Consider the following 26,924-nt stretch of genomic DNA (forward strand, 5'->3'; position numbering starts at 1 on the left):
AATATTTCCTAATATCAAAAAATTATAAAAGCTATTCTTTCAGAGTAGCTTTTTTTTGTATTTGTCAATAAGTCAATTAATTGCGATTAAATAATAATTTAATAATGTACGATTTATGAATATTATATCCAATTATAGAAAAAAAGAAATAATTTAGCAACCAAATTCATAAATATGGCAGATTTAAACAAAGGAGATAAAAAATTATTAAATGCATGGGCTTTTTACGATTGGGCAAATTCAGTTTATCCATTAGTTATTTCATCGGCCGTTTTTCCAATTTTTTACGAAGCATTATTTTCAGACAAAGATCATTATATAGATGTTTTCGGAATGAATCTTAAAAATTCTGCTTTAATCAGTTTTATTACAGCTGCAGCATTTTTGGTTGTTGCTTTTATTTCGCCATTATTATCTGGTATTGCTGATTATGTGGGGAATAAAAAAACATTTATGAAATTCTTTTGCTATATGGGAGCTTTGTCCTGTATGGGTTTATATTGGTTTAACCTTGAAAACATATACATCGGCTTACTTTTTTACTTTTTGGGATTGATTGGTTTTTGGGGAAGTTTGGTTTTTTATAATTCCTACCTGCCTGATATTGCTTTTCCTGAACAGCAAGATAAATTAAGTGCCAAAGGATATTCTTTAGGATATATAGGAAGTGTTATTTTAATGATTGTTAATCTTGCGATGATCATGAAACCGAAAATTTTTGGCATAACAGGGACTGAAGGCGAAGCTGCTATGAAAGCAATGCGCTATTCATTTTTAATGGTTGGAATTTGGTGGATTGGCTTTAGTCAATATACTTATTATTATTTACCAAAAGGAAATAAAAAAGAAGATCAAAAAGTAAATAAAGATGTAATCTTTAATGGTTTTAAAGAATTAAAAAAAGTATGGAAATTACTGGAAGAAAACATCTCCTTAAAAAGATATTTGAGCAGTTATTTTGTTTACAGTATGGCTGTACAGACCGTTATGATTGCAGCAACCTACTTTGGTGCTCAGGAAATTGACTGGCCATCTCAGGCTGATAGCACAAAAGGTTTAATTATTTGTATTTTATTAATACAGTTAGTAGCTGTTATTGGAGCCGTTCTAACTTCAAAAGCTTCTGCAAAATATGGCAATATTCCAACCCTAATTGTAATAAATTCTATTTGGGTAATTTTTTGTGTTATTGTTTATTTTATCTGGCTGCCAATACATTTTTATGCGATGGCTACATTGGCAGGATTTGTAATGGGAGGAGTTCAGGCCTTATCACGATCTACTTATTCTAAATTATTACCGGAATCTGATGATACAGCATCTTTTTTTAGTTTTTATGATGTTGCCGAAAAAATAGGAATCGTAATTGGAATGTGTGTTTACGGCGCCATTGATCAAATTACCGGAAGCCCCAGATATGCAATTGTAGTATTAGGAATATTTTTTACAGTAGGTATTTTATTATTACGAAGAGTGCCAAAAAAAGGCGTTTTAAATTAATAAAACACCTGACTTAGTTTTGTTATTTAAGTAGAAAATTTATAGAAAAAGCTCAATACTAAAAAGGATGATTTTGTTCGTTTTAAAACGGATTGATGATTGTAATATATTTAGTATTGAGCTTTTTTTGAATTAACCTTTTGTAATATTTCCTGATCCGGAAACTTTTACGTCACGTTTTTCAGGGTTTCCAAAATATTTAATATTTCCTGAACCCGCAACTCTGGCAGTTAAACTTCCTTCGCAGTTTACAGTACTGTTTCCAGAACCTGAAACATTGGCTTCAACAGTTTTTGATTTTAAATCTGAAGCATTTACATTTCCTGATCCCGCAAGTTTTGAAGTAAATTTATCTGCAGAACCTTTTAGAGTAACATCTCCGGAACCACTTAAACTCAACTCAAAATCATTTGAATTAACGTTTAAATTAACGTTTCCTGAACCTGCCAGTTTCGCAGCAAAAGTCTCGCTTTTAATTTGATCTTTTGTTTTTAAATCTCCTGAACCAGAAAGACTTACCGCAGAAATTTTTTCGAACGGAACCGTAATTTCAATTTTGTGTCCGGAACTTGGTCGGATATTTATTGTTTTATCAACATAAATTTTCAAGGCATTATCTTCAACTTCAACTTTTATAGCAGATAGTAAATTTTCTTCTCCCTTAATAGTAATTTTTCCTTCTTTTCCTGCTACAAGATTTACATCAAAAGAACCACCAACTTTAATAGCATCATAATCACCAGTGTTTCTGGTTTCGGTTACCACTTTGCCATTGCCTTTTATTTTATTTTTGTCATTAGATGACCACTGTGCATGAGCAATAAAGCTCACTAAAAATACACCACAAACTAATAATTGAATTGATTTTTTCATTGTTTTGATTTTTGATTATTGTTTTTTGATTAATGACACGCTGCCGTAATTTGAATTGACTACCACTTTATTCTGACCTTTTTTCTTGTTGAAACCACTTATTCTTTTACTGGTGCTTTTGCTTTCAGTAACAGAAACATCCAGAGAATTATCGCTTTTGATATTTCCGTATCTCGTATTAATATCAAAATCAAAAGAGTAATTAGTGTCATACCCCAAGGCTACATCAGAATAAGTTGAGTTAATGTTGACATTATTAGCCTTATCTGTTATTGTTGATATATTTATTTTGCTGTAATTGGTATCCAGATTGACACTATTTGAAATTTCGGCAATATTAACCGTCAGATAATTTCCAGATCCTGAGAATGAATTTATCTTTTGAAACCTAAAGTTCCCGTAATTACAATCGTATTTTATATTTTGTCCTTCGGAAATAACCAAATCTGTATAATTTGTATCTAAATTTAAATTACCCGAATCAACGATTTTCAAACCAGAATAACGAGCTTCAATAGTTCCGTTTTTGATATAGTCAATAGTTGAGTTTTGGCAATATTCAATATGAACACGATTATTGGATCCGTTTAGCTTTCCTAAATTAACTTTACCGTATTTGCACGAAATATCAGTTGTAGATTCTAAACTCAGAATTGTAATATTACCGTACTTATTATCCAGCTTTACAGTTCCGTTTTTCGGAATTTTAATCACATAATTGATTTCAAAGCTATTGCTGCTTCCACCACTTTTTATAGAAGAATTTCCAAGTTTGGTAATCGCAGAAACCAATCCTTTTAAGGCAGTTATATCAATATCAATACTATTTAGTCTTTCATTTACCCAGTTTTCATTTCCTCCCGTTACTTTTATAGTAATATCAAGATCAATTTTATCTTCATCCCAGGTACTTACAGTAATGTTTCCGTATTTATTTTCGATATCGATTCCTGCATTAGAATTTACGATATACGTTTTTTTGATGTTTTTTTGTTTTGAAATTACCGTATCATCATTTGAAAACCCTAAAAAAGGAAGCAAGATGAATAAAATAAGTATGTTATAATGTTTTTTCATGAGTTGTGTTTTTTAAATTTTCATTTTCTTCGATACGCTGCAAAACCGTCTGTAAAAAGGAGATTCTGGTTTGCAGATTGCTAATCATCGCATAAATGATTTGTTTGTTTTCACCGTTTTTCTGAACTTCTTTTATGATTTTTTCATAATCAGCATCAAAAACTTTCATTTGTTTTAAAGCATCATTTATGATTTGTTCATTTTCAGGCGAGCTCTTTTCTTTTAATTTAACAAGTTCATTTTCGATTAAAATATTAAAAATAGAATCTGTGCGTTTGGTTTCCTGCGATGCAAATTTGAATTCTTTAGGTTTTTCGTTATTGTTATACAAAACAGAAATCCCTAATAATAAAGCTATCGAAGCCGCAATGGCCCAACCGGCATAATTTTTTTCTGTGGCTGTTTTTTATTTAATTTATTCAAAAAATCTACCTGATGATCAGAACTCATTTCGTGAACATCCCATTGATTCTCCAATTTTTTAAATAACTCGTCTAAATTGTCATTTTCCTTTTTCATATATCCTCTAATTTTTTTCGTAAATTTTCTTTAGCTCTGCTTAACGTAGTTCTGCAATTTGCATAACTAATGTTTAAGATTTCACTAATCTCTTCCTGATCATAACCTTCAATATAAAAAAGCGTCAAAACCATTCGATAATTATCTTTTAAACCTGAAATAGCGTCTAAAACTTGTTTCACTTTAAGTGAATTTAAATCGATATTTTCAGAAAAAAAATCATCATTTTCTTCTATTTTATAAAGTGTTTTATTCAGGTCATCCATTTGGAAAGCATTATTTTTTTTATAAAAATCAATACTATAATTAATAATGATTTTTTTAAGCCAGGCTCCAAATGCAACTTCTTGTTTATAATCGTTAATTTTTGTAAAAGCTTTCAGGAAACCTTCCTGCATGACGTCTTGTGCAAAATGTTCGTCTTTTACAATTCTGTAAGCTACATTGTACATAGCTTTACAGTAACGATTGTAAATTTCAAATTGCGCCTTTTGATTATTTAATTTGCAAAGCGCAATTAATTCTTCGATATTTTGATTAGTTATATTCAAGTAATGGTTGCTAGTTTTTTATAATGACTTTGCTTTTTTTGGTTTGTTACAGTTTTGATTATTTTTTTAAAATATTTTAAGTCTATTTCGATAGTAGTTCTTAAAACATACTTTATTTTCATAAGGATTAAGTTTAAAATGCTGAAATATAATACATTACGGAATTGTTTGTTTTGAGGAATTAGTTTGTTAAAAAAATGCTAAAAAAATCGTTTTTTATGTTAATTTTGGAGCACTAAAAACAAATTTAACCATGAGAAAAATTAAAAGTATTGCTTTATTGGCATTATTGATGTCAAGTTCGTTATTTATTTCTTGTTCGAATGATTCGGATAATGAGGACACTGCAGAAGCTTCAACAGGAGATTATTGGCCTACGGCAGTTAATAACCAATGGGTTATGGATCAAAACGGAACAGAAAGTACAATGAAAATTGTTAGTTCAGAAAAAGTAAATGACGACACTTACTTTAAATTCAATCAGTTTTCACTTGCTCAGGATGAAGGAGAAGGAAGCGCTACTGCTGCCATCAAAAAAGTTAAAGGAGATTATTACATTAAAATCGCTGATGTGATATACAATGCAAATGGTATTACAGGTAAAACAAGTGGTTATGAATTCGTTTTCTTTAAAGATTATTTAGAAGTAAATAAAACCTGGACAGGAAGTTATACACAAGAAACTTCATTTGATTTCCCGGGTGTTCCTGTAATAAAATTAAATGTTAACTATACAGGTACAATTTTAGAAAAAGGTGCAACAGCAACAGTTAATAGTGTTTCATATAAGGATGTAATTAAATTTAAATTTCTTATGGAAACAAAAATGGAAGGACAAACCGCAAGTTCTGTAACTGTAGACTATTGGGTTGCCAAAGATGTTGGTATAATTAAAATGACTTCTGGAAGTACAGTAAGCGAATTAGTTTCTTATTCTTTAAAATAATTAGAGTAACTATAATAAAACAAAAACCCGAAATTACTTTCGGGTTTTTTTATATCCAGGATTTTATAAAAGATAAATAAGGAAGAAAAGATAAATTTCAAAACTGACTATTTTGCATTTGGCACAATGATTGTCTATTTTTATGGCCTACGTTGTAAACGAAACACTTATTACACTTTTAACAAAAACTGTTGTATTTAAGGTTAACTTTGCAGTTAGAATTTAACTTTTAATGACAAAACGACTTATATAATATTATGTCAAATCATAAAATACTTACTATTGACAATCTGTCACTTCAAGAATTTGATTCAGAAGCAGAATTAATTCCATTATTAACTCCGGAAGACGAAGAGGAAATGAACAATGAAGAACTTCCGCTTTCGTTACCAATTTTACCTTTACGTAATACCGTTTTATTTCCGGGTGTCGTTATTCCGATTTCTGCAGGAAGAGATAAATCAATAAAACTAATTAATGATGCAAATGCCGGTGGAAAAATCATCGGAGTTGTTTCTCAAATTAATGAAGAAGACGAAGATCCATCAAAAGATGACATTCATAAAATAGGAACTGTAGCCAGAATTCTACGCGTTTTGAAAATGCCTGACGGAAATGTTACGGTTATTTTGCAAGGAAAAAAACGTTTCGAAATTGACCAGGTTGTTTCAGAAGAACCTTATTTGACAGCAACTATTAAAGAAGTTGAAGAAAAACGTCCTGAAGAAAATGACAGTGAATTTACGGCCATTTTAGATTCTGTAAAAGAATTGGCTATTCAAATTATAAAAGAAAGTCCAAACATTCCTTCAGAAGCAACTTTTGCGATTAAAAACATTGAAAGCCAATCGTTTTTGATCAATTTTGTTTCTTCAAACATGAATTTATCGGTAAAAGAAAAGCAAGATTTATTATCGATAAACGGATTAAAAGAACGTGCGCTTGAAACTTTGCGTTACATGAATGTTGAGCTGCAAAAATTAGAATTGAAGAATGACATTCAGTCAAAAGTTCGTTTTGATTTAGATCAGCAGCAACGTGAGTATTTTCTTCACCAGCAAATGAAAACCATTCAGGAAGAATTGGGAGGCGTTTCGCAAGAGGAAGAAATGGACGAAATGGGACTGAAAGCGAAAACCAAAAAGTGGGATGAAAAAACGCAAAAACACTTCGAAAAAGAATTGTCTAAAATGCGTAGAATGAATCCGCAATCGCCGGATTTTGGTATTCAAAGAAATTATCTTGAGTTATTTTTAGAATTGCCATGGGGCGAATATTCTAAAGATAAATTTGATTTGAAATTTGCCCAGAAAATATTAGATAAAGATCATTTTGGACTTGAAGAAGTGAAGAAAAGAATGATCGAACATTTGGCTGTATTGAAACTTCGTAACGATATGAAATCGCCAATTATTTGTTTAACAGGACCTCCGGGAGTTGGTAAAACGTCTATTGGTCGTTCTGTTGCAGAAGCTTTGGGACGTGAATATGTTCGTATTTCCTTGGGTGGTTTACGTGACGAAGCAGAAATTCGCGGACACAGAAAAACCTATATTGGCGCCATGCCAGGTCGAATCATACAAAGTTTGAAAAAAGCCGGAACATCAAATCCTGTTTTTATTTTAGATGAAATAGATAAATTATCAAGTGGAAATAGCGGCGATCCGTCTTCAGCTTTATTGGAAGTTTTAGATCCGGAACAAAACAATGCTTTTTATGATAATTTCCTTGAAATGGGTTATGATTTATCCAAAGTTATGTTTATTGCTACTTCAAACAATATGTCGGCGATTCAGCCAGCATTGCGTGACAGAATGGAAGTAATTAAAATGTCAGGTTATACAATTGAAGAAAAAGTTGAAATAGCAAAAAGACACTTATTTCCAAAACAATTAGAAGCACACGGATTAACTTCGAAAGATCTGACAATTGGAAAAAAACAATTAGAGAAAATCGTAGAAGGTTATACACGTGAATCTGGTGTACGTAATCTGGAAACAAAAATCGCTCAGGTTATTCGTAACGCGGCAAAAGCTGTTGCTATGGAAGAGGAGTACAACAAAAAAGTTACAGATGAAGATATTGTAACTGTTTTGGGTGTGCCAAGATTAGAGCGCGATAAATATGAAAATAATGATGTTGCCGGAGTTGTTACAGGTCTTGCCTGGACAAGTGTTGGCGGGGATATTTTATTTATAGAATCTTTAATTTCTGAAGGTAAAGGTGCTTTAACAATTACCGGAAACTTAGGAAATGTAATGAAAGAGTCTGCAACAATTGCTTTGGAATATATTAAAGCAAATGCTAAAAAATTGGGCTTAGGTGTAGAATTGTTTCAAAAATATAATATCCACTTACACGTTCCCGAAGGTGCAACACCAAAAGACGGACCAAGTGCCGGTATTGCAATGTTAACGTCATTGGTTTCATTATTGACACAAAAGAAAGTAAAGAAGAGTCTTGCCATGACAGGAGAAATTACACTTCGTGGAAAAGTTTTACCTGTTGGCGGAATCAAAGAAAAAATCTTAGCTGCAAAAAGAGCAGGTATTAAAGAAATCATTTTATGTCACGAAAACAAAAGTGATATCGATGAAATTAAAGCCGAATATCTAGAAGGTTTGACTTTTCATTATGTAAAAGAAATGAGCGAAGTTCTGGCTTTGGCTTTGACAGATCAAAATGTAAAAAATGCTAAAACATTGAAATAAAAAATTTCAATTGTAAATTCCATCCCGATAGCTATCGGGATTAAAAATTCCAAATTCCAAACTTTACTTAAAGATTGGGATTTGGTTTTTTTTTTTTTTTTGAATTCAATTCAATTGGGATTTGGAATTTTCTTTTTGGACTTTCTTTTTAAATTGGAATTTGGAATTTAATTTTTGGTGTTTTTTTCAATTGGAATTTCATATAAAATTATTTTATAAGTTATATAATTTTATCTTTGTCTTTGCGTTATTCCCATATAGGAACGCCAAAAAAAATATGGTAAAACAATTTGTTTTATTTTTTATGATACTATTTTGTTCGGTTTCCTTCGGACAAATTGGTGGGCGCTACACCTATGAATTTCTAAATTTAACGACATCACCCAGACAGGCGGCGTTAGGTGGTAAAACGATAACGATTTATGATGAAGATGTTAATCAGGTCATGTTTAATCCAGCTACCCTAAACCAGGATATGGACAATCATCTGGCTATGAATTATGGTAGTTATTATGGAGAAGCATCTTATGGAACTGCTTCTTATGCTTATACTTATGATCGACATGTACAAACTTTTCATGCCGGAATAAGCTATATTAACTACGGAACATTTGAAGGTTACGATGAAAATGGTCAGGCAACATCTGACTTTACAGGTAGTGAAGCAGCGTTATCGTTAGGTTATGCATACAATATACCATTTACAGATGTTCATGTTGGAGTAAATGCGAAGTTAATAACTTCAACATTAGAAAGTTATAATTCGTTTGGAGGCGCAATTGATTTAGGTTTTTTATATATTGTGGAAAGAAATGATTTGAATTTCGCATTGGTAATCCGAAATATTGGAACTCAGTTTACAACATATTCAGGAATACATGAAAAATTACCACTTGAAATCATTGCAGGAGTGTCGCAGGAATTAGAGCATGTGCCACTGCGCTGGCATCTTTCTTTAGAAAATTTACAACAATGGAACGTTTCCTTTTCGAATCCCGTGCGTGGTGAAACCAATATCGACGGAACAACAAGTGAAGAGAAAGTTTCCTTTGTAAATAATGCTTTAAGACATGTTGTTATTGGTGCAGAACTTTTTCCGCAAAAAGCAGTTAATTTACGTTTAGGTTACAACTTTAGAAGAGGTGAAGAATTGAGAATTAATGATCAGCGTAATTTCTCGGGCATCTCTTTGGGTTTCGGTTTAAGAATGAACCGTTTAAAATTTAATTATTCATATTCACGATACACATTAGCGGGTAATTCGAGTCTTTTTGGACTAATCTTAAACTTTCAATAATTAGGTAATTTATGAAGCTATTTTATTTGATTCTTTTTGTTACTGCAGGTTTTTTTAATACCTCAAAATTAAATTTTAAAAATGAAAACATGACTGATGCCGAAATCGAAAGATTTAATAATCAGTTAAATGAAATAAAAGAAGTGATTAGTACTGATTCGAAGTACAGTAAAAAGATCGCCTTTTTAGTAGATATGAGAATAAAGTCAGGTAAAAATCGATTTTTTGTTTACGATCTGGTAAACAATAAAATTCTTGACCAAGGACTTGTAGCACACGGATCAGGTTCTGAAACTCCGGTTAGAGGGGAATTAAAATTTAGCAATGAACCAAATTCTAATTGTACCGCATTAGGAAGATATTCGATCGAAAAATGTTATAAAGGGATTTTTGGAAAAGCTTACAGACTAAACGGATTAGATGAGACCAATAGCAATGCTTTAAAAAGAGCGATAGTTTTACATCATTATTCTGCAGTTCCAGAGGAAGAACAAGATTATTATATATCACGTAGCAAAGGTTGCCCAATGGTTAATGAACAATTTTTTAAAAGAATAGAAAAAATAATTGATAATTCTAAATCGAAAATAGTTTTAGATATTTATTATTAAAATTTTATTCGTTTGGATAAAATAAAACTCACATAAATCTTTTATGATCTAAAAACAGTTTTTGTTTTTGATTATAAAAGATTTTTTTTGCAATTTTCATGAAAAAACTCTTCTTTGTCCTGCTTCTTATATTGTTAGTTTTTATTGCTTATAGGTTTATCTATAAGGATTTAAAACCTGATTTTGAAGTAGCAAGAAACAACAGAATCAATTCTCATGTTAATAAAATAAAAAAAATAATCAGTAATGATACCAAGTATAATAAGGATGTTGTCTTTTTAATAGATATGAAAATACCATCTGGCAAAAATCGATTTTTTGTCTATGATTTAAAAGAAAATAAAATTATAGATAAAGGTATAGTTGCGCATGGTTCCGGCTCTGAAACCGGTATTCAGGGAAAGCTAAAATTTAGTAATGTCCAGAATTCTTTAAGTACTTCTTTAGGAAGTTATTATATTGGAGGTTGTTATTCCGGAAAATTTGGAAAAGCGTATAAGCTCTATGGTTTAGATAAAACAAATAATAATGCCTTCAAACGAGATATTGTTTTTCATTATTATTATGATGTTCCATATAACGAGAAAGATGGCTACATTTGCAATAGTTATGGCTGTCCAATGGTCAGTAAAAGATACTTTGAAAGAATAGCCAAAATAATTGATGCATCAGAATCTAATATTTTGATGTGTATTTATTATTGAAAACTCTTAAAATAATAAAAACTAAAACATAAAACATTGAAAAAGATTACTATTGCTATCGACGGATTTTCATCAACAGGAAAAAGCACTTTGGCAAAACAATTGGCAAAAGAACTTGAATATGTATATGTAGATACCGGAGCAATGTACCGCGCTGTGGCTTATTTTGCAATGCAGCATGAGTTTATTGGTGCTGATTTTTTTGATAAAGCAGCTTTGATTGAATCTTTACCAAAAATTCAATTAGAGTTTAGATACAATGCTGATTTAGGTTTTGCTGAGATGTATTTAAATGGTGAAAATGTCGAAAAACCAATTAGAACAATTGAGGTTTCCAGTTTTGTAAGCAAAGTAGCCGAGGTTTCTGAAGTACGTGCCAAATTAGTTGAACAACAACAGGAAATGGGAACCAACAAAGCTATCGTGATGGATGGCAGGGATATAGGAACTGTAGTTTTTCCAAATGCAGAACTTAAAATATTCATGACTGCCAGTGCCGAAACCCGCGCGCAAAGACGTTTTGATGAATTACAGCAAAAAGGAGACAATGTTTCTTATGAAGATGTTTTAAAAAATGTAGTAGAAAGAGATTATATAGATACACACCGCGAAGATTCTCCTTTAATTATTGCAGATGATGCAATTGAAATAGATAATTCTTACTTAAGCAGAGAAGAACAATTTGCTGCTGTTTTAGAATTAATAAATGACGTTGTTAAAACGGTTTAATTTTTTGTAGATATCATTTTTAATGGTAGTTTTACCGCTTCATTTATTTCTAAAGACAAATTCATCATATGGGCATTAAAAACAGGTTGATTATAATGAGCTTTCTTCAATTTTTTGTTTGGGGAGCCTGGCTTATAACAATTGGAAATTATTGGTTTGGAACTAAAAATTGGGAAGGAACCCAATTTGGTCTTGTTTTCGGAACCATGGGAATTGCTTCTTTATTTATGCCTACTTTAACCGGAATTATTGCTGACAGATGGGTAAATGCCGAAAAATTATATGGCTTTTTGCATATAACATATGCTTTAGTTTTATTTGGTATTGCACAAGTTACAACTCCTGATAATTTTATTTATGTAATGCTTGCAGCAATGTGTTGCTATATGCCCACAATTGCATTGAGTAATTCAATTTCATATACTTCATTAAAATTAAATAATAAAAACATTGTAAAAGATTTTCCGCCAATTCGTGTTTGGGGAACTATAGGTTTTATTGCCGCAATGTGGATTACCAATTTAAGCGGAAGTAAAGCCACAGAATATCAATTTTATATTGCAGGAATTGGAGCTTTAATTCTTGGAATTTATGCTTTTACATTGCCAAAATGTGAGCCACAAAGATTGACCAAAGAAGATGCTTCATTAACAGAAACATTAGGTTTAGAAGCTTTTAAGTTATTTGGAAACTATAAAATGGCTTTGTTTTTTGTTTTTTCTATGTTTTTAGGAGGCGCTTTGCAATTAACAAATGCTTACGGAGATGTATTTCTGGATGAGTTTAAACATTTTCCAAAATATGCAGATTCTTTCGTAATTAAATATTCGACGATTATTATGTCGATTTCACAGGTTTCTGAAACATTGTTTATTCTTGCAATTCCGTTTTTCTTACGACGTTTCGGAATCAAGCAGGTAATGCTTATTAGTATGCTTGCCTGGGTTTTACGTTTCGGATTATTTGCCTTTGGAGATCCTGTAACAGGTTTATGGATGATTATCTTGTCATGTATCGTTTACGGGATGGCATTTGACTTCTTTAATATTTCAGGTTCGTTATTCGTAGAAAGCAATACCGATTCTAAAATACGTTCATCAGCACAAGGATTATTTATGATGATGACCAATGGAGTAGGAGCAGTTTTAGGAAGTTTAACCTCGGGCTGGGCAATTGATCGTTTTTTTACAAAATCGTTTTCAAATACAGCTGAATTAGCCGGATTTTTACAAACAGATTCTTCAAACTCAAAAATGTTAGAGTTTGTAAAAAATCAGGGAAATTCAATTTCTACAGATGGAGTTTTTGCAAATCCAATTTTAATGAAAGACTGGCACACCATCTGGTTGTCGTTTGCAGCTTACGCTTTAGTTATTGCAATTGCTTTTGCTATTTTATTTAAACATAAACATGATCCGAAAGAAATAGAAAATTTGAGTCATTAAGATTATTTCATTTTATAAAGAACCCGACAAATTTTAAATTCTGTCGGGTTTCTTCTTTTATTATTTTATCATATATTTAAAAATGCAAAATCAGATAAAAAAATCACTACCGCCGTTCAAAGCCGTTACTTCGAAACCAATGGTATTTATTAATGTTCTAATTGGGCTTTTTGGAGTGTTTTTTCTGTTATTCTTTCTGGCGGGAATAATTTTTATAATGACTAATTCTTCTGATGAAACCGGATTGGATGAAATTGCTACGGTTGCTTTTTTTTGATATTTCTATTTGCTTTAGTAAGTTTTTCGGCATTGCTATTTTATTATAAAAAAAGAATGTACACCACAACTATAATTGATGAAAAAGGAATTCGTTATCTAAATAAATTTAGTAATGCTATTGTAAAAGATTTACCGTGGAATTGTTTCGCTAAAAAAGAAAAAGTTGAATACATTTTGGAATCTCCAAAATATGATGTTAATTCAAATACGCCTATGAAAGCAGTGTTTGATCAGTTTTATTGGCCGGTTTTAATTAATGATAAAGTTATAGTTCATAATGATGCATTTTTGGGAAAACACTTTTTTTCAATGATTTATTCTAACCGGTTAGAATTGATTAGGGCTTTTGTTTTAGGAACAGCATATTACAGACCTGATATTAGTATAGATCCGGCAATTTTTGTAAAGCACTATATTGATCCTGAAAACTATGTAATTAATTATCGTCAATGAAGGCAAATTCAATTTTTTGGATTTTTATTTTGTGTTTTAATTTTGGTAATTTTATACTTTGTAGTTTATTGATTTTAATTGTTTTAAAATTTTAAGTCATGATAAAGCAAATATTAGGTGTTATTCTTGGGTATGCTATTTTTGTAATTAGTTCTATATTTCTTTTTAAATTTTCAGGAGTTAATCCGCATGAAGATGCTTCGAAGTTATTTATGGTTTTGACATTTGTTTACGGAACTGTTTTTTCGTTTATAAGTGGACTAGTTGCTCAATTAATTTCAAAGGCGAGAAACTTAAAAGTTAATTATGTGCTTTTTATTATCATGGCTGGTTTTGCTGCTTTTTCACTTTTTAAATCGAGTGGCAGTTCCTGGACGCAATTGCTGGCAATTTTTGTTTTTGCACCTGTTTCTGTTTTGGGAGGTTTGTTTTGGATCAAGAGAGATAAGAAATAATCTATTATCTTTGTTGTCGTTCAGGCTTTGATAACAAGTATTTGAACAAAGAATATTAATAAATATAAAATACCACAAAAGTTTCTAAATTTAGAAACTTTTGTGGTATTTTTGTTATATGCAATTTGAATGAAATATTTTGAAACAAAATTTTTAGAAGAGGCTGATGAGTTTATATCAAAACTTGATAGAAAAATAATTAATAAATTATTTTATAATATTGATTTGGCAGAGAAAAGTCATGATCCAAGATTATTTAAAAAATTGAAAGATGAGATTTGGGAATTTAGAGTGAGATTTGGAGGTACTCAAATTAGGCTATTAGCATTTTGGGATAAAACGGATAATAAACAAACTTTAGTTTTTGCAACTCATGGCTTTTTCAAAAAGGTGGATAAAATTCCAACTGACGAGATTGAAAGAGCAAATAAAATAAGGATTCGCTATTTGCAAGATAAGTAAAAAACAAAATTATGGAAAAGAAAATAATTAAGTCGTACTCTCTTTCTGAAATGAAAGATAAATATATTGGTATAGTTGGTACACCTGATAGAGATCAATATGAATATGAACTTCGTATGGATATTTTAGGAAGAATGATCAAGACCGCAAGAAAAGAGAGAAACCTTACTCAAGAGCAATTAGGAGAATTAATTGGTGTGAAAAAAGCACAAATTTCTAAATTGGAAACCAGTGCAAATAGCGCAACAATTGATACTATAATTAAGGTTTTCAAAGCACTAAAAGCTGAAATTAGTTTTAATGTGAAAATAGAAAATCAGAATTTGCAGGTTTCGTAAAACTTTGTAAAAGTTTAAAACTTTGACAAAGATAGTTGCGCATAGTAAACCCGACAGGTTTTTAAAACCTGTCGGGTTTGTCAATAAGGAAGGGTTGGGTTTTTTAAAAACACTAAAACCTCTAATCTAGCCCCGATAGAGCGGATATCCTTTTATGGTGGCGTTCACCATAAAAGATAGGAGCGAAAGCGGGACTGGACGTCTTGAAAAACCTGAAATCTTCTGCTCCTGAATAATTGATTGATTATCATTTGGTTTTATTTTGCCATTACAAATAAATGTATTAATTTTGCAGTCCTTTTGGCAAAGAAGAGTTTCCTTTAGGTATCAACTATTTATGTAAAACAACTTCTGTTTTTTCTACTGCATTAAGAAACTCGAGAAATACAGAATACAAATTTTTTATCAGAGCATGTCTGAACAATTAAAATCACAAGAAGAGTTTTTAGCAAATTTTAACTGGCATAACTTCCAAGAAGGAATTGATGCAGTAGATGAGAAAAACTTACAAGAATTCGAAGAACTAGTTTCAAAAACTTTCATCGCTACAGATCAAGAAGAAGTAGTTGAAGGTGTAGTTGTTAGAATTACAGATAGAGACGTTATCGTTGATATCAACGCAAAATCGGAAGGTGTTATTTCTTTAAACGAATTCCGTTACAACCCAAACTTAAAAGTTGGTGACAAAGTAGAAGTATTAATCGACATCCGTGAGGACAAAACAGGTCAATTAGTATTATCTCACAGAAAAGCACGTACTATTAAATCATGGGATAGAGTTATTTCTGCAAACGAAACAGGAGAAATCGTTAATGGTTTTGTAAAATGCAGAACTAAAGGTGGTATGATCGTTGACGTTTTTGGAATTGAAGCTTTCTTACCTGGTTCTCAAATTGACGTTAAGCCAATTAGAGACTACGATGTATATGTAAACAAAATGATGGAATTCAAAGTGGTAAAAATTAACCACGAATTCAAAAACGTTGTTGTATCTCATAAAGCGCTTATCGAAGCTGATATCGAAGTACAGAAAAAAGAAATCATCGGTCAATTACAAAAAGGACAAGTATTAGAAGGTGTTGTTAAAAACATTACTTCTTATGGTGTGTTCATTGACTTAGGTGGTGTTGACGGATTAATTCACATTACTGACCTTTCTTGGAGTAGAATCAACCACCCAAGTGAAGTTCTTGAATTAGACCAAAAATTAAACGTTGTAATCCTTGATTTCGATGATGAGAAAACAAGAATTCAATTAGGATTGAAACAATTAAACGCTCACCCATGGGATGCTTTAGATGCTAATTTAACTATTGGTGATAAAGTAAAAGGTAAAGTAGTTGTAATCGCTGATTATGGTGCATTTATTGAAGTTGCTGAAGGTGTTGAAGGTTTAATCCACGTTTCTGAAATGTCATGGTCAACTCATTTACGTTCTGCTCAGGATTTCGTAAAAGTTGGAGATGTTGTTGAGGCTGTTATCTTAACTTTAGATAGAGATGACCGTAAAATGTCATTAGGTATCAAACAATTGACTCAAGATCCATGGACTGACATCACTTCTAAATACCCAGTAGGTTCTAAACATACAGGTATCGTTAGAAACTTTACAAACTTTGGTATTTTCGTAGAATTAGAAGAAGGAATTGATGGATTAATTTACATCTCTGACTTATCTTGGACTAAGAAAATCAAACACCCATCTGAATTTGTAAATGTTGGTGAGAAACTTGATGTAGTTGTATTAGAATTAGATGTTGAAGGACGTAAATTATCTTTAGGTCACAAACAAACTACTGCTAATCCTTGGGATCAATACGAAGATTCTTTCGCTGTAGGAACTATCCACAATGGTGAAATTTCTGAAATCGTTGACAAAGGAGCTACTGTAGAATTTGGAGATGATATCGTTGCTTTCATTCCTACTCGTCACCTTGAAAAAGAAGACGGAAAGAAATTGAAAAAAGGTGATACTGCTGATTTCAAAGTTATCGAATTCAACAAAGAATTCAAAAGAGTAGTTGCTTCTCACACTGCTATCTTCCGTGAAGAAGAAGAGAAAAACGTGAAAGCTGCAACTGAAAATACTTCATCTAACTCTACTACAAATGCACCAGCTGCAACTTTAGGAGATAACAATGATGTATTAGCTGCATTGAAAGCTAAAATGGAAAAAACTGAGAAAAAATAATTCTTAGTAGAGACGCACAGCAGTGCGTCTCTACATTTCTATAGAAAGTCCCACATTACTGTGGGACTTTTTTTGTTCTTTATTTTTAGTTTTAGTACATTTTAACAAATAAAGTTGTGTTATTGTCTTAAAAAGTTATTTTTGTAATAAAATTCTATATATGAAGAAACTCTACTTTTTGGCTTTTGCTTTATGCTTTTTTAATAGTTTGAATGCACAGGTTATCAATATTCCAGACAATAATCTTAAAATGAAGTTGATATCATTAAATGTTGATACAAACTCAAATTTTCAAATCGAAACTTCTGAAGCACTAAATTTAAAATTTTTAGACATTAGTAATTCAAATATTAATTCTTTACAAGGATTAGAGAACTTTACAAATCTTGAGTATTTGAATTGTAGCAACAATCCAATATTTAATTCAATTGATTTTAATCTACTTCAAAAACTCACTTATTTAAACTATTCTTTTATTCAAAGTACTACGTACTTTAATATTGTAAATTCAAACCTTACGACATTAATACTTGATGGATCATCAAATTTAAAAGAAGTTCAATGTACAGGTAATAAGAACCTAACGTCATTAAGTATTAGCGGTGCAGTAAATATGACAGATCTTTGGTGTTCTAACAATAAGTTGGCATCCCTGGATTTAAATGGGTTAACAGCTCTTAAAAATGTGCAATGTCAAGGTAATCAATTACAAACATTCGATGCAGGCAATTTAATCAATCTTAAAAGTTTAAGTTGTGGAGGAAATCTATTAAGCACACTAAACATTACCGGATCAACAAGTCTAACTAGTTTATCTTGTCAAATTAATAAATTGCTTAAATTAAACGTAAGCGGTTTGATAAACTTAGTAAATTTAACATGTTTTTCAAATCAATTAATGGAATTGAACGTCAATGGATTGGTTAATCTTAAAGAGTTATACTGTGATGGAAATTATATTCCGTCGTTAAACTTAGATGGTTTAGCTAATCTGGAGTGGTTAAATTGTACAGATAATCAATTAAAAACACTAACCGTAAATGGATTAATAAATCTTAAGGGGATAAAATGTGGTTATAATCAATTAGCTTCGTTAAATTTAAACGGATTAACAAATCTCTTAAATCTTGAGTGCTATCATAACCAATTGAATACATTAGATTTAAGTGATTTAAATAAAATAGAACAATTTAGCTGCTATCAAAATGAGCTTACCTCATTATTTATCAGAAACGGAAGCAATGAGGGAAAAACTTTAGACTTCTCGCAAAATCCTAATTTACAATACGTTTGTGCAGACGAGAGTCAGTTAGCAGATGTTCAAACCCTAATTACTAAATACGGTTATACTAATTGCAATTTAAATTCGTACTGTTCTTTTAAACCAATTGGAACCTATTATACCATTCAGGGAATTAATAAATTTGACTTAAATAATAATGGTTGCGATGGTTCAGATTTAAGTCTTCCAAATTTAAAATTTAGCTTATCAGATGGAACTAATAACGCCAGCATAATAGCTAATGTAAATGGTGATTATTCAATTTACTTACCAGTTGGTTCTCATACAATAACTCCGGTTTTAGAAAACCCAGCTTATTTTAATATTTCGCCAACGGATTTCAATGTTACTTTTCCGGGACAAATAAGCCCGCTAGAACAAAATTTTTGTATAACTGCAAATGGTAGCCATCCCGATTTAGAGCTTTCAATTTTACCAATTACTGCGGCTATACCCGGATTTAATTCTTCATATAAAATTATTTACAAAAACAAAGGAAATACAACACAATCAGGTGTTGTAAATTTAACTTTTGATGATGCTGTTTTAGATTTGGTTACCACAAATCCTGTTGCGACTCAAGCATTAAATAATTTATCGTGGAACTTTAGTAATCTAAAACCTTTTGAATCTGGAGAAATTAATTTTACACTTAAAGTAAATACTCCAACGGCGGTTCCTCCGGTAAACAATGGAGATACTTTATCATTTAAAACATCCATAGTGTCTGTCTTTACAGATGACACACCTTTAGATAATAATTTCACCTTAAATCAAACAGTTGTAGGATCTTATGATCCAAACGATAAAACTTGTTTAGAAGGTTCAGTTATTACGCCAGGTTTAATAGGCGAATACGTTCATTATATAATTCGTTTTGAAAATACGGGAACTTATCAGGCTCAAAATATTGTAGTAAAAGACATGATTGATTTGGATAAATTTGATGTTTCAACCTTAATGCCAACAAGCTCAAGTCATTCATTTGTAACCAAAATTTCAGAAGGAAACAAAGTAGAATTTATTTTCGAAAATATAAATCTTCCTTTTGATGATGCAACTAATGATGGTTATATTGCTTTTAAAATTAAGACCAAACCGACACTCGTTGTTGGAGATTCATTCACCAACGATGCTAATATTTATTTTGATTATAATTTTCCGATTTTAACTAATAAAGCCATTTCAACTTTTAAAACTCTGGGAACTCAGGATTTCGAGTTTTCAAATTATTTCACTTTATATCCAAATCCGGCTAAAGATATTTTAAATATTACTGCAACTCAAAGTATAGAAATAAAATCATTAGCTATTTTTGATATTTTAGGACAATTAGTAATAGCTGTTCCAAATGCAAAATCAGTTTCAACTATTGATGTTTCAAAGCTTAGAACAGGTAATTACTTTGTAAAAGTGAAATCAGATAAAGGAAGTTCAAGCATGAAATTTATCAAACAATAAATAACTTCTTCTAAATAAAAAGTCCCACAATGTGGGACTTTTTTTATTCGTTTCTAAAAAATGTTTTAGATTACTTCTTTACTTTCACAACAAGTGGATTATTAATCTTTTTAGCAAAAGAACTCAAATACGTTTCCCATTCTGTTTTGGTTTGAAGCGGGCTTCCTTTTTTCCATCCAAAACCAACAAAATAGATTGTTTTATTGTCTTTTACTTTTAAGTTTCCATACAAATTACTTAAGTCTTTATCATTGGTAAGATAATTATCAAAACTAGTTAAAGTGTTTTTTGGAGCAACTAAACCAGTTCCTATTTCAGAATCGTCAATTGTTTCCCAATGACTTAACCAGCCTTCTTTTATATTGGTGCCAATTGTTCCTTTTTTATCATGAAGTGTTAATCCTGCAGCTATTGTTTTTGTACCTGTAATTGAAATTTCAAATCGGGATAAATAGCTTCCATAATCCAGACTAATTAATTTAGATTCAGTTATTTTATTTCCTTTAGCATCCCAATCGGCATAAGTTAGAATAAAACTCGTCCTGATTGGACCAGTTGTAATAGTTTTCCAACTGATAAAATTCTTGGAAAAATAATATTTATTGTCAACTTTCACGGCTATTCCGCCAACGCCACGACTGTTTCCAACATGAAAATTATCCAAACCTTCGCCAGTATCTTTATGATAAGTTCCTGTTCCGTTAGTGGCTTTTTCATACCATTTATTAATAATAGGATAATCGACTCTCTTTAACCAAGCGTCAATTCCGCTGGTCAGAGTTCCGCCTTCAATCTTATTTTCAACCATTTGTTGTGCTACAGGACCATAAGTTCTAAAAGCAACTTTGTTGTTTTCCCAGGCATAATCGTCTGTTCTTTCAGGAACAAATCTCGAATAGCAAATACTATTTTTTGTTGCTGATGTATTTTTTGCCACAACAACTTCAAAATCTTTTTGAGAAGAAGCATTTATTTTCGGCTGAAATAATAAAACATCCATTGTTCCGTCGCCATCGTTATCTACAGCTTGACTTTCGAGAAATAAATCACTGTTTTTTTCTTTTATGGCAAATTCTTCCAGTTTTACAGAATCAGGTAATCCGAGTGATTTTTTTGTGAGTTCAACAGTTTCAAATTCCCTCTCAATATTGAGAGAATTTATCACGGTTATAATTTTGTTTTGAGAATGAGCGACAAAATTACTTGCCAGAATTACGGTGAGTAAAAGATACTTTTTCAATTTTTTGTGGTTTAATTTTCGTTAGAAAGTTTTAGTGTCATGAATTGCTTATGACTTTCTAAAATTACAAATCAAACTTTAGATATAAATACAAATATGGTATAAAAATGTACAAAAATTTAATTTTAGCAGTTAATATAAAAACCTATTTATTGTATTTAATATTCTGTATTGTAGTGTTTTAAAAGTTATTTATTACTTTTAGTATATCAATTTAAATATTAGAAAAGATGAAAAAAATATTTGTTGATTACAATAATCTTCCTGAGTTTTCTAAAGTTGTCTGCACAGGATCAAACAGCTAAAAGTATTGACTACTGGAAAGAAAAGTTAAATTCTGTAAATATTCAATTAGCAGATGCTTTTGTAAATAAAGACATCAATGTCATAATGAAATATTATGATGAAAATGAGCCAACCTGCATGCCTGAATACTATAAGGCAATATATTCAAAATATGGTATAGCATACTACTATCAGCAATGGTTTGATAACGTTAAGATAAATTCGTATAAACGTACTATTTACGAAGTTTTATTAATTAAAAATCACTTAGTAGAAATAGGAACTTTTACCAATAATTTTACTAAACCTGATAGTACTTTATTTGTTTATGACGGAAAATACATGAATGTATGGCGAATTGAGAAAGAGGAGAGTCTAACACTTGTATCAGAAATTTGGGGAGCCAATAGCGCAATAGATAAATCTAATTTTTCATTCTTAAAACCGCAGGCCAGTAATATGCCAAAGTTAAAGGTAAACAAATCAGTATCTGATGAAGTAAATAAACGTAATGATCTTATTGCTAAACTTGTAACAAAAAGAGAAGGGGAGAAACATGCTACAGAGTTATTTGCAAATGATGCGATATACATGACTTATGACACGCCAATGCTGATAGGTATGGATAATATAAAACCTTATTTTGTTGAACATGAGAAACCAAATGGAGTATCAATTGATTTTTTAGAAATTAAGGCAAGTAAAATGATTGCTCTCGATAAATTTGTTATAGAATATGGCTATTATTATGTAGATGTTTCGTGGGACAAGAAAAAAGGAAAAGCAACCGTAACCGGAAAAAGCACAAATATCTGGAAAAGAGATAAAAATGGTGTTTTGATGCTTTATCGCCAAATGGTAAATCATGACTAAACAGAATCACTTTTGAAATAATATCAAATTGAACTTTTGCTAAATAAAAAGAATTATCTTTAAGATTATAATATCAAAAAAATGAAACAAAGCGCCGGTTTATTACTCTATAAATTTGTAGATGTAACGATTTATTTTTTATTAGTTCATCCTGGTGGTCCATTTTGGAAAAATAAGGACTTAGAAAGCTGGTCGATTCCAAAAGGAGAGTTTTCAGATGATGAAGATGGATTAGTTGCCGCCCAGCGTGAGTTTCTCGAAGAAACAGATTTTGAAGCATATGGAGATTTTATTAAACTGGAACCTGTAAAACTCAAATCAGGAAAAACAGTTTTTGCCTGGGCTTTAGAATTTGATATTGACGTTACTTTAATAAAAAGTAATGAATTTGAAATCGAATGGCCGCCCAAGTCCGGAAGCATGAAAAGCTTTCCTGAAATTGACAGAGCAGAATGGTTTCAAACGGCAGAAGCTTTAAAGAAAATAAACCCGGCTCAGGCTGATTTTATAGTTCAGATTGTTTCCAGAATATCTGCTTCACTTTAATTTCACAGACTTTTTAAAATTTATTTTGTAATTTACATTCTTGTCAAATTTGATAATTAAAATGTAAAAATTAAATATGAATACTAAATGTGTAATTTTCGATTGTGATGGCGTTCTCGTAGATACTGAAAAAATAGGTAACGGAATTTTGCTGGACATGGCTGCCGAACATGGTTTTGAAATGAAATTGGAAGATGCTTACCGCGATTTTAACGGCCGTAATTTAAAAGAATGTTTTCAGCATATAGAAACTACAATAGATAAAAAACTTCCGGAGAATTTTGAAAATGAATATCGTATAAAAAGTTTTGAAGCTTTTAAAACACAGGTTAAGCCTATGGAAGGCGTAGTTGAATTCATAGAAAAATTAAAAATCCCGTATTGCGTGGCTTCAAGCGGTCCCGTTGATAAAATCAGACTTAATCTTGAAGTTGCCGGATTATTGGATAAATTCGAAAATAAAATATTTAGTTCCTACCAAATTAATAGCTGGAAACCAGAACCCGGAATTTTTTTGCACGCAGCAAAAGAAATGGGTTTTGATGTAAAAGATTGCATTGTAGTCGAAGACAGTAAAGCAGGAGTAATGGCAGGAAAAAGCGGCGGATTTAAAGTCTACGGTTTTGCGAATGGCTATAACAATGAAGACTTAGCAAACGAAGGTGCAATTCTCTTTAATAGTTATGAAGAGTTAGAAAATCTTTTGAAATAGAGTTTCAGGTTTGCTTAGTTCCTCGCAATGACAATAGTGCGCTAAACCCGATAGGTTTTAAAAACCTGTCGGGTTTTGTGTTTATACTGAGTTAGCTTTGTCAAAGTTTTAAACTTTGACAAAGCTTTTTACAAAACTTCATGTTCACGATGCTTCGACTCCGCCTGACAAGATTGTGTTTAAAATTATCTCATTATCTAATTGCCCAATTATCTAATTAACCGCATTATCAAATTATCTAATTCTAATGTAATTTGTTACAATAAAATAAAATTTTATATATTTGATTATATATAATTGTTTTTAGAGCCCTGGAAATTATCAAATTATAATTTTTGAAAGCATTATAAAACAATTTTTTTTGCCTGAAAACAGCAATCCCAAGCTGTTGTTTTTAGGATTATGGTTTTCTCACGACCATAAAAAATAACCTACAGACAGAAACAAAATGACAAAATGTATAATTAGATTTTTAGTTGTATCGATCTTTTTTTTGCCTGCTATTATAAGTGCGCAAATAAAAAAAATCGGGGTTCCGTTTATTACAAATTATAATCCAAAAACATACAAGGCAGCTTCAGAAAACTGGGATGTTTTGCAGGATTCAAAAGGAATGATGTTTTTTGCCAATCATTTTGGCATTATGCAATTTGATGGCGTGCGATGGAATATTGTTACACAGCCAGAAAATAAAAGTATGGTAAGGTCGCTTGCAATCGATAAAAATGATCGAATATATGTAGGGGCGCAATGCGATTTTGGTTATACTTTTCAGTTGCCAAACGGGCAATATAAATATACTTCATTTGTAAAATTACTTCCGGTTTCGTCCAGAAATTTTGGCGATGTTTTACATACGGTTGTTCGAAATAATGAAGTGATTTTTTTCTCAAACGAAAAAATATTTATTTATAAGAACAATAAAATCAAGGTAATAGAATCTACTTCAAATTTTGATGAGTTTTTTAATGTTGGCACTTCTATTTATGTTTTAGATAACAGAAAGGGTTTGTTGAAGTTAAAAGATGATGTTTTAATTCCTGTAGAAAAAGGACAACAATTTTTGGGAATGAAAATTCGGAAAGCTTTTGCAACTAAAGACGGATTAATGTTGCTAACCCAAAAAGATGGTCTTTTCATTTATAAAAATAATCTAATAAAACCTTTTGTTACAGAAGCTGATTATTTATTGAAACAGTATCAAATTACGACCGCAATTTTGTTTCCCGATGGCTATTTAGGAATTGGAACACGACAATCCGGATTGATAGTTATTGACAGTACCGGACATTTAATTCAGCACATTAATAAGCAAATGGGGCTGCAAAATGAATATGTTACAAATCTTAAAACGGATAAAGAAGGCAATTTATGGGTAACTTTAAAAGAAGGTATTTCATTAATTCAGATTTCCTCGCCTTTGTCCAGAATATTAGACACATCAAGTTCAGAAACTAAAATATATTGCAGCCAGATTTATCAAAATAAATTATATATCGCTACAGATAACGGTTTATTTTGGATGGATTGGCAAGCATATAAAAACGGAAAGCGTGAAAACACACATTTCCAACACATTTCAGGAATGTCTGAAAATGTGTGGAATGTTGGCGTTTTTGGTAAATCATTATTGGCTTTTGAAAAAAACGGAATCTATGAAATCAAAGGAAATTCGGCTCAATTACTGGCAAAAACTGATGGGGCGTGGCAAGGCATAAATATTCCAAATCGTCCTGATTTATTATTAGTTGGCGGTTATAACGGAATGCATTTGTTGAAAAAAATAAACGATTCCTGGGTATATCAGCATAAAATTAAAAACTTTCAGGAAAGCAGCAGGATAATTGTAACTGATAACGAAAGTATCTGGCTAGCTCATGGTTATAAAGGAATTTATAAAATTAAATTCAATAAAACATTTGATGCAGTTTCAGATCTTCAGTTTTACAATCAGGAAAGTGGTTTTCCTTCTAGTTTGTTTTTGAATACGTTTAAAATTAACAATCAAATACTTTTCGGAACTACAAAAGGTATTTACAAACAAGACGACACATCAAAAAAAATGATTCCCGATGCGGTTTTTAAAAAGTATTTGGGATTGGAAAATCATATTCGATTGCTTAAAGCAGATAATCAAAATAATATCTGGTATGTTTCCGGAGAAAATACAGGGAAAATGACCCGACAGGCAAATGGAAATTTTACTGTAGAAGAATTGCCTTTTAGAAAACTTCGATATTTATATGTTCCGGGTTTCGAAAACATTCAGACCACTACAAATGGCGATGTTTTTTTTGGTACTCAGGATGGCTTAATTCATTATAACGCAACCAAAAATAAAAGTTATCAGGCAAAGTATAAAGCGATTATTTCTGAGGTGAAATGTATTTTACCAAAAGATAGTTTATTGTTTTCCAGTAGATATGATGTACTTCCTAATAATATAAAATTGGATAAAAATGAACTCATTCCTGTTTTATCACATTCTAATAACGCTTTGCACTTTTCGTTTGCTTCACTTTGTTATGATGAAGCCGATGCTACAAAGTACGAATATTGGCTGGAAGGTTTTGAAGAAAAATGGTCGGATTGGAGTTTGCAGACCGAAAAAGAATATACCAATTTGCCTGAAAACGAATATATTTTTCACGTAAGGGCAAAAAATATTTACGATGTTGTAAGCGAAGAAGCTATTTTTAAATTTGAAATTTCACCGCCTTGGTACCGTACAAGCTGGGCTTATATTTTGTATTTGCTGCTTTTTGGTGTTTTGATTTATGCAATTATCAAATATCAAAAAAATCTTGCCGAGCGCGATCGGGAACAATTGATTTTAAATCAGGAAAAAGAATTATTGCGAAACAGAGCAGAATTAAACGAACAAAAACTGGCATTAGAACAGGAAAATATGGCCATTATGCGCGAAAACCTCGAAGCTACCATTAATCTTAAAAATGCAAAAGTAGCTTCTAGTACTGTGAATCTTATCCATTTAAATGAGATTTTGCTTTCGATAAAAGAACTTATCGGACAAATTGATAAAAAGAATGACACTAATGTAAATTTCAGTTTATTAACCAAAATAAACCGATTGATTGATCACGAACTTCAGGGAGATCAGCATTGGAATGAATTTGAAGAAATTTTCAACCAGCTTCATGATAATTTTATGCAACGCTTGAAAACGAGTTTTCCAGAATTAACTCCCCGTGATATGCGTCTGTGTGCTTATTTGCGAATGAATTTTAATACCAAAGAAATTGCGCCGCTTTTAGGAATCTCCGTAAGAGGGGTGGAAGACACCCGATATCGCATTCGCAAGAAATTACAACTTTCGTCAGATGCGAATATTACGGAGTTTATTTTGAATTTTTAGTTTGGATT

Annotated in this window: 25 protein-coding genes; 19 read left to right on the forward strand and 6 right to left on the reverse strand. The window is 31.2% G+C overall.

The features are described from left to right. Positions 1 to 174 precede the first annotated feature (174 nt). The gene (locus ACZZZT_RS14050) at positions 175 to 1,500 is read left to right on the forward strand and encodes an MFS transporter (RefSeq protein ID WP_463460836.1); all 1,326 of its coding nucleotides are present in this window, start codon (positions 175 to 177) and stop codon (positions 1,498 to 1,500) included. A 132-nt stretch (positions 1,501 to 1,632) separates the two neighbouring features. Here ACZZZT_RS14050 and ACZZZT_RS14055 read toward each other — a convergent pair whose 3' ends face one another. Genes ACZZZT_RS14055 through ACZZZT_RS14075 form a run of 5 tightly spaced genes read right to left on the reverse strand, consistent with a single transcriptional unit; the run spans position 1,633 to position 4,520 of the window. After that, entirely contained in the window at positions 1,633 to 2,373 is a 741-nt protein-coding gene (locus ACZZZT_RS14055) for a head GIN domain-containing protein (RefSeq protein ID WP_463460837.1), read from the reverse strand. Between the two features lie 15 nt (positions 2,374 to 2,388). Continuing rightward, a complete protein-coding gene (locus ACZZZT_RS14060) occupies positions 2,389 to 3,450 on the reverse strand; it encodes a DUF4097 family beta strand repeat-containing protein (RefSeq protein ID WP_463460838.1) in 1,062 nt (353 codons plus the stop codon). Further along, positions 3,434 to 3,781, reverse strand: coding sequence for a hypothetical protein (locus ACZZZT_RS14065; RefSeq protein WP_463460839.1), 348 nt, complete (start codon positions 3,779 to 3,781; stop codon positions 3,434 to 3,436). The genes ACZZZT_RS14060 and ACZZZT_RS14065 overlap by 17 nt, the downstream gene beginning before the upstream one ends. Positions 3,782 to 3,804: 23 nt before the next feature. Continuing rightward, positions 3,805 to 3,969 (reverse strand): hypothetical protein, encoded by a 165-nt coding sequence (locus ACZZZT_RS14070; protein ID WP_463460840.1) that lies wholly within the window; start codon positions 3,967 to 3,969, stop codon positions 3,805 to 3,807. Continuing rightward, positions 3,966 to 4,520 carry an RNA polymerase sigma factor gene (locus ACZZZT_RS14075; protein WP_042565277.1) on the reverse strand — a complete coding sequence of 185 codons (555 nt, stop codon included), beginning with the start codon at positions 4,518 to 4,520 and terminating at the stop codon, positions 3,966 to 3,968. Before ACZZZT_RS14075 ends, ACZZZT_RS14070 begins: the two co-directional genes overlap by 4 nt. 253 nt (positions 4,521 to 4,773) lie before the next feature. On the opposite strand from ACZZZT_RS14075, the gene ACZZZT_RS14080 reads away from it, so the two are divergent. From ACZZZT_RS14080 to ACZZZT_RS14145, 14 genes are all read left to right on the forward strand, one after another. Continuing rightward, the gene (locus ACZZZT_RS14080) at positions 4,774 to 5,466 is read left to right on the forward strand and encodes a hypothetical protein (protein ID WP_463460841.1); all 693 of its coding nucleotides are present in this window, start codon (positions 4,774 to 4,776) and stop codon (positions 5,464 to 5,466) included. 257 nt (positions 5,467 to 5,723) lie between these two features. After that, positions 5,724 to 8,177: an endopeptidase La gene (gene lon / locus ACZZZT_RS14085; protein ID WP_463460842.1), complete on the forward strand. Its 2,454-nt coding sequence runs from the start codon at positions 5,724 to 5,726 to the stop codon at positions 8,175 to 8,177. Between the two features lie 277 nt (positions 8,178 to 8,454). Beyond that, positions 8,455 to 9,474, forward strand: a complete 1,020-nt coding sequence (porQ, locus tag ACZZZT_RS14090) for a type IX secretion system protein PorQ (protein ID WP_463460843.1) — start codon at positions 8,455 to 8,457, stop codon at positions 9,472 to 9,474. 11 nt (positions 9,475 to 9,485) lie between these two features. Continuing rightward, entirely contained in the window at positions 9,486 to 10,085 is a 600-nt protein-coding gene (locus ACZZZT_RS14095; protein ID WP_073398106.1) for a murein L,D-transpeptidase catalytic domain-containing protein, read from the forward strand. A gap of 98 nt (positions 10,086 to 10,183) precedes the next feature. Then, positions 10,184 to 10,789, forward strand: a complete 606-nt coding sequence (locus ACZZZT_RS14100; protein ID WP_463460844.1) for a murein L,D-transpeptidase catalytic domain-containing protein — start codon at positions 10,184 to 10,186, stop codon at positions 10,787 to 10,789. Between the two features lie 36 nt (positions 10,790 to 10,825). Next, entirely contained in the window at positions 10,826 to 11,518 is a 693-nt protein-coding gene (gene cmk / locus ACZZZT_RS14105; protein ID WP_463460845.1) for a (d)CMP kinase, read from the forward strand. Between the two features lie 68 nt (positions 11,519 to 11,586). Then, positions 11,587 to 12,963 (forward strand): nucleoside permease, encoded by a 1,377-nt coding sequence (locus tag ACZZZT_RS14110; protein ID WP_463460846.1) that lies wholly within the window; start codon positions 11,587 to 11,589, stop codon positions 12,961 to 12,963. 82 nt (positions 12,964 to 13,045) lie between these two features. Next, complete coding sequence (locus ACZZZT_RS14115) at positions 13,046 to 13,240, forward strand: hypothetical protein (protein WP_463460847.1); 195 nt, start codon at positions 13,046 to 13,048, stop codon at positions 13,238 to 13,240. A gap of 56 nt (positions 13,241 to 13,296) precedes the next feature. After that, positions 13,297 to 13,695, forward strand: a complete 399-nt coding sequence (locus tag ACZZZT_RS14120; protein WP_463460848.1) for a hypothetical protein — start codon at positions 13,297 to 13,299, stop codon at positions 13,693 to 13,695. 98 nt (positions 13,696 to 13,793) lie between these two features. Further along, entirely contained in the window at positions 13,794 to 14,150 is a 357-nt protein-coding gene (locus ACZZZT_RS14125) for a hypothetical protein (RefSeq protein WP_463460849.1), read from the forward strand. A 129-nt stretch (positions 14,151 to 14,279) separates the two neighbouring features. After that, positions 14,280 to 14,612 (forward strand): type II toxin-antitoxin system RelE/ParE family toxin, encoded by a 333-nt coding sequence (locus tag ACZZZT_RS14130; protein ID WP_042566766.1) that lies wholly within the window; start codon positions 14,280 to 14,282, stop codon positions 14,610 to 14,612. An 11-nt stretch (positions 14,613 to 14,623) separates the two neighbouring features. Further along, positions 14,624 to 14,950 carry a helix-turn-helix domain-containing protein gene (locus ACZZZT_RS14135; protein WP_042566767.1) on the forward strand — a complete coding sequence of 109 codons (327 nt, stop codon included), beginning with the start codon at positions 14,624 to 14,626 and terminating at the stop codon, positions 14,948 to 14,950. Between the two features lie 412 nt (positions 14,951 to 15,362). Continuing rightward, entirely contained in the window at positions 15,363 to 17,141 is a 1,779-nt protein-coding gene (rpsA, locus tag ACZZZT_RS14140) for a 30S ribosomal protein S1 (RefSeq protein WP_029270489.1), read from the forward strand. 160 nt (positions 17,142 to 17,301) lie between these two features. Continuing rightward, entirely contained in the window at positions 17,302 to 19,884 is a 2,583-nt protein-coding gene (locus ACZZZT_RS14145) for a DUF7619 domain-containing protein (protein ID WP_463460850.1), read from the forward strand. Positions 19,885 to 19,954: 70 nt separating this feature from the next. Here the strand turns inward: ACZZZT_RS14145 and ACZZZT_RS14150 are convergent, their stop codons facing one another. Next, the gene (locus tag ACZZZT_RS14150; protein WP_463460851.1) at positions 19,955 to 21,124 is read right to left on the reverse strand and encodes a DUF4861 family protein; all 1,170 of its coding nucleotides are present in this window, start codon (positions 21,122 to 21,124) and stop codon (positions 19,955 to 19,957) included. Between the two features lie 246 nt (positions 21,125 to 21,370). Here ACZZZT_RS14150 and ACZZZT_RS14155 point away from each other — a divergent pair, with 246 nt between their 5' ends. From ACZZZT_RS14155 to ACZZZT_RS14170, 4 genes are all read left to right on the forward strand, one after another. Continuing rightward, positions 21,371 to 22,282 carry a Cif family virulence factor gene (locus ACZZZT_RS14155; RefSeq protein ID WP_463460852.1) on the forward strand — a complete coding sequence of 304 codons (912 nt, stop codon included), beginning with the start codon at positions 21,371 to 21,373 and terminating at the stop codon, positions 22,280 to 22,282. 81 nt (positions 22,283 to 22,363) lie between these two features. Next, positions 22,364 to 22,828 carry an NUDIX domain-containing protein gene (locus ACZZZT_RS14160; RefSeq protein WP_463460853.1) on the forward strand — a complete coding sequence of 155 codons (465 nt, stop codon included), beginning with the start codon at positions 22,364 to 22,366 and terminating at the stop codon, positions 22,826 to 22,828. A gap of 76 nt (positions 22,829 to 22,904) precedes the next feature. Beyond that, positions 22,905 to 23,540, forward strand: coding sequence for an HAD family hydrolase (locus ACZZZT_RS14165; protein WP_463460854.1), 636 nt, complete (start codon positions 22,905 to 22,907; stop codon positions 23,538 to 23,540). 448 nt (positions 23,541 to 23,988) lie between these two features. Next, on the forward strand, positions 23,989 to 26,916 hold the full coding sequence (locus ACZZZT_RS14170) for a helix-turn-helix and ligand-binding sensor domain-containing protein (RefSeq protein WP_463460855.1): 2,928 nt from the start codon (positions 23,989 to 23,991) through the stop codon (positions 26,914 to 26,916). Positions 26,917 to 26,924 lie beyond the last annotated feature (8 nt).

The organism is Flavobacterium sp. AC274 (genome assembly GCF_979258275.1).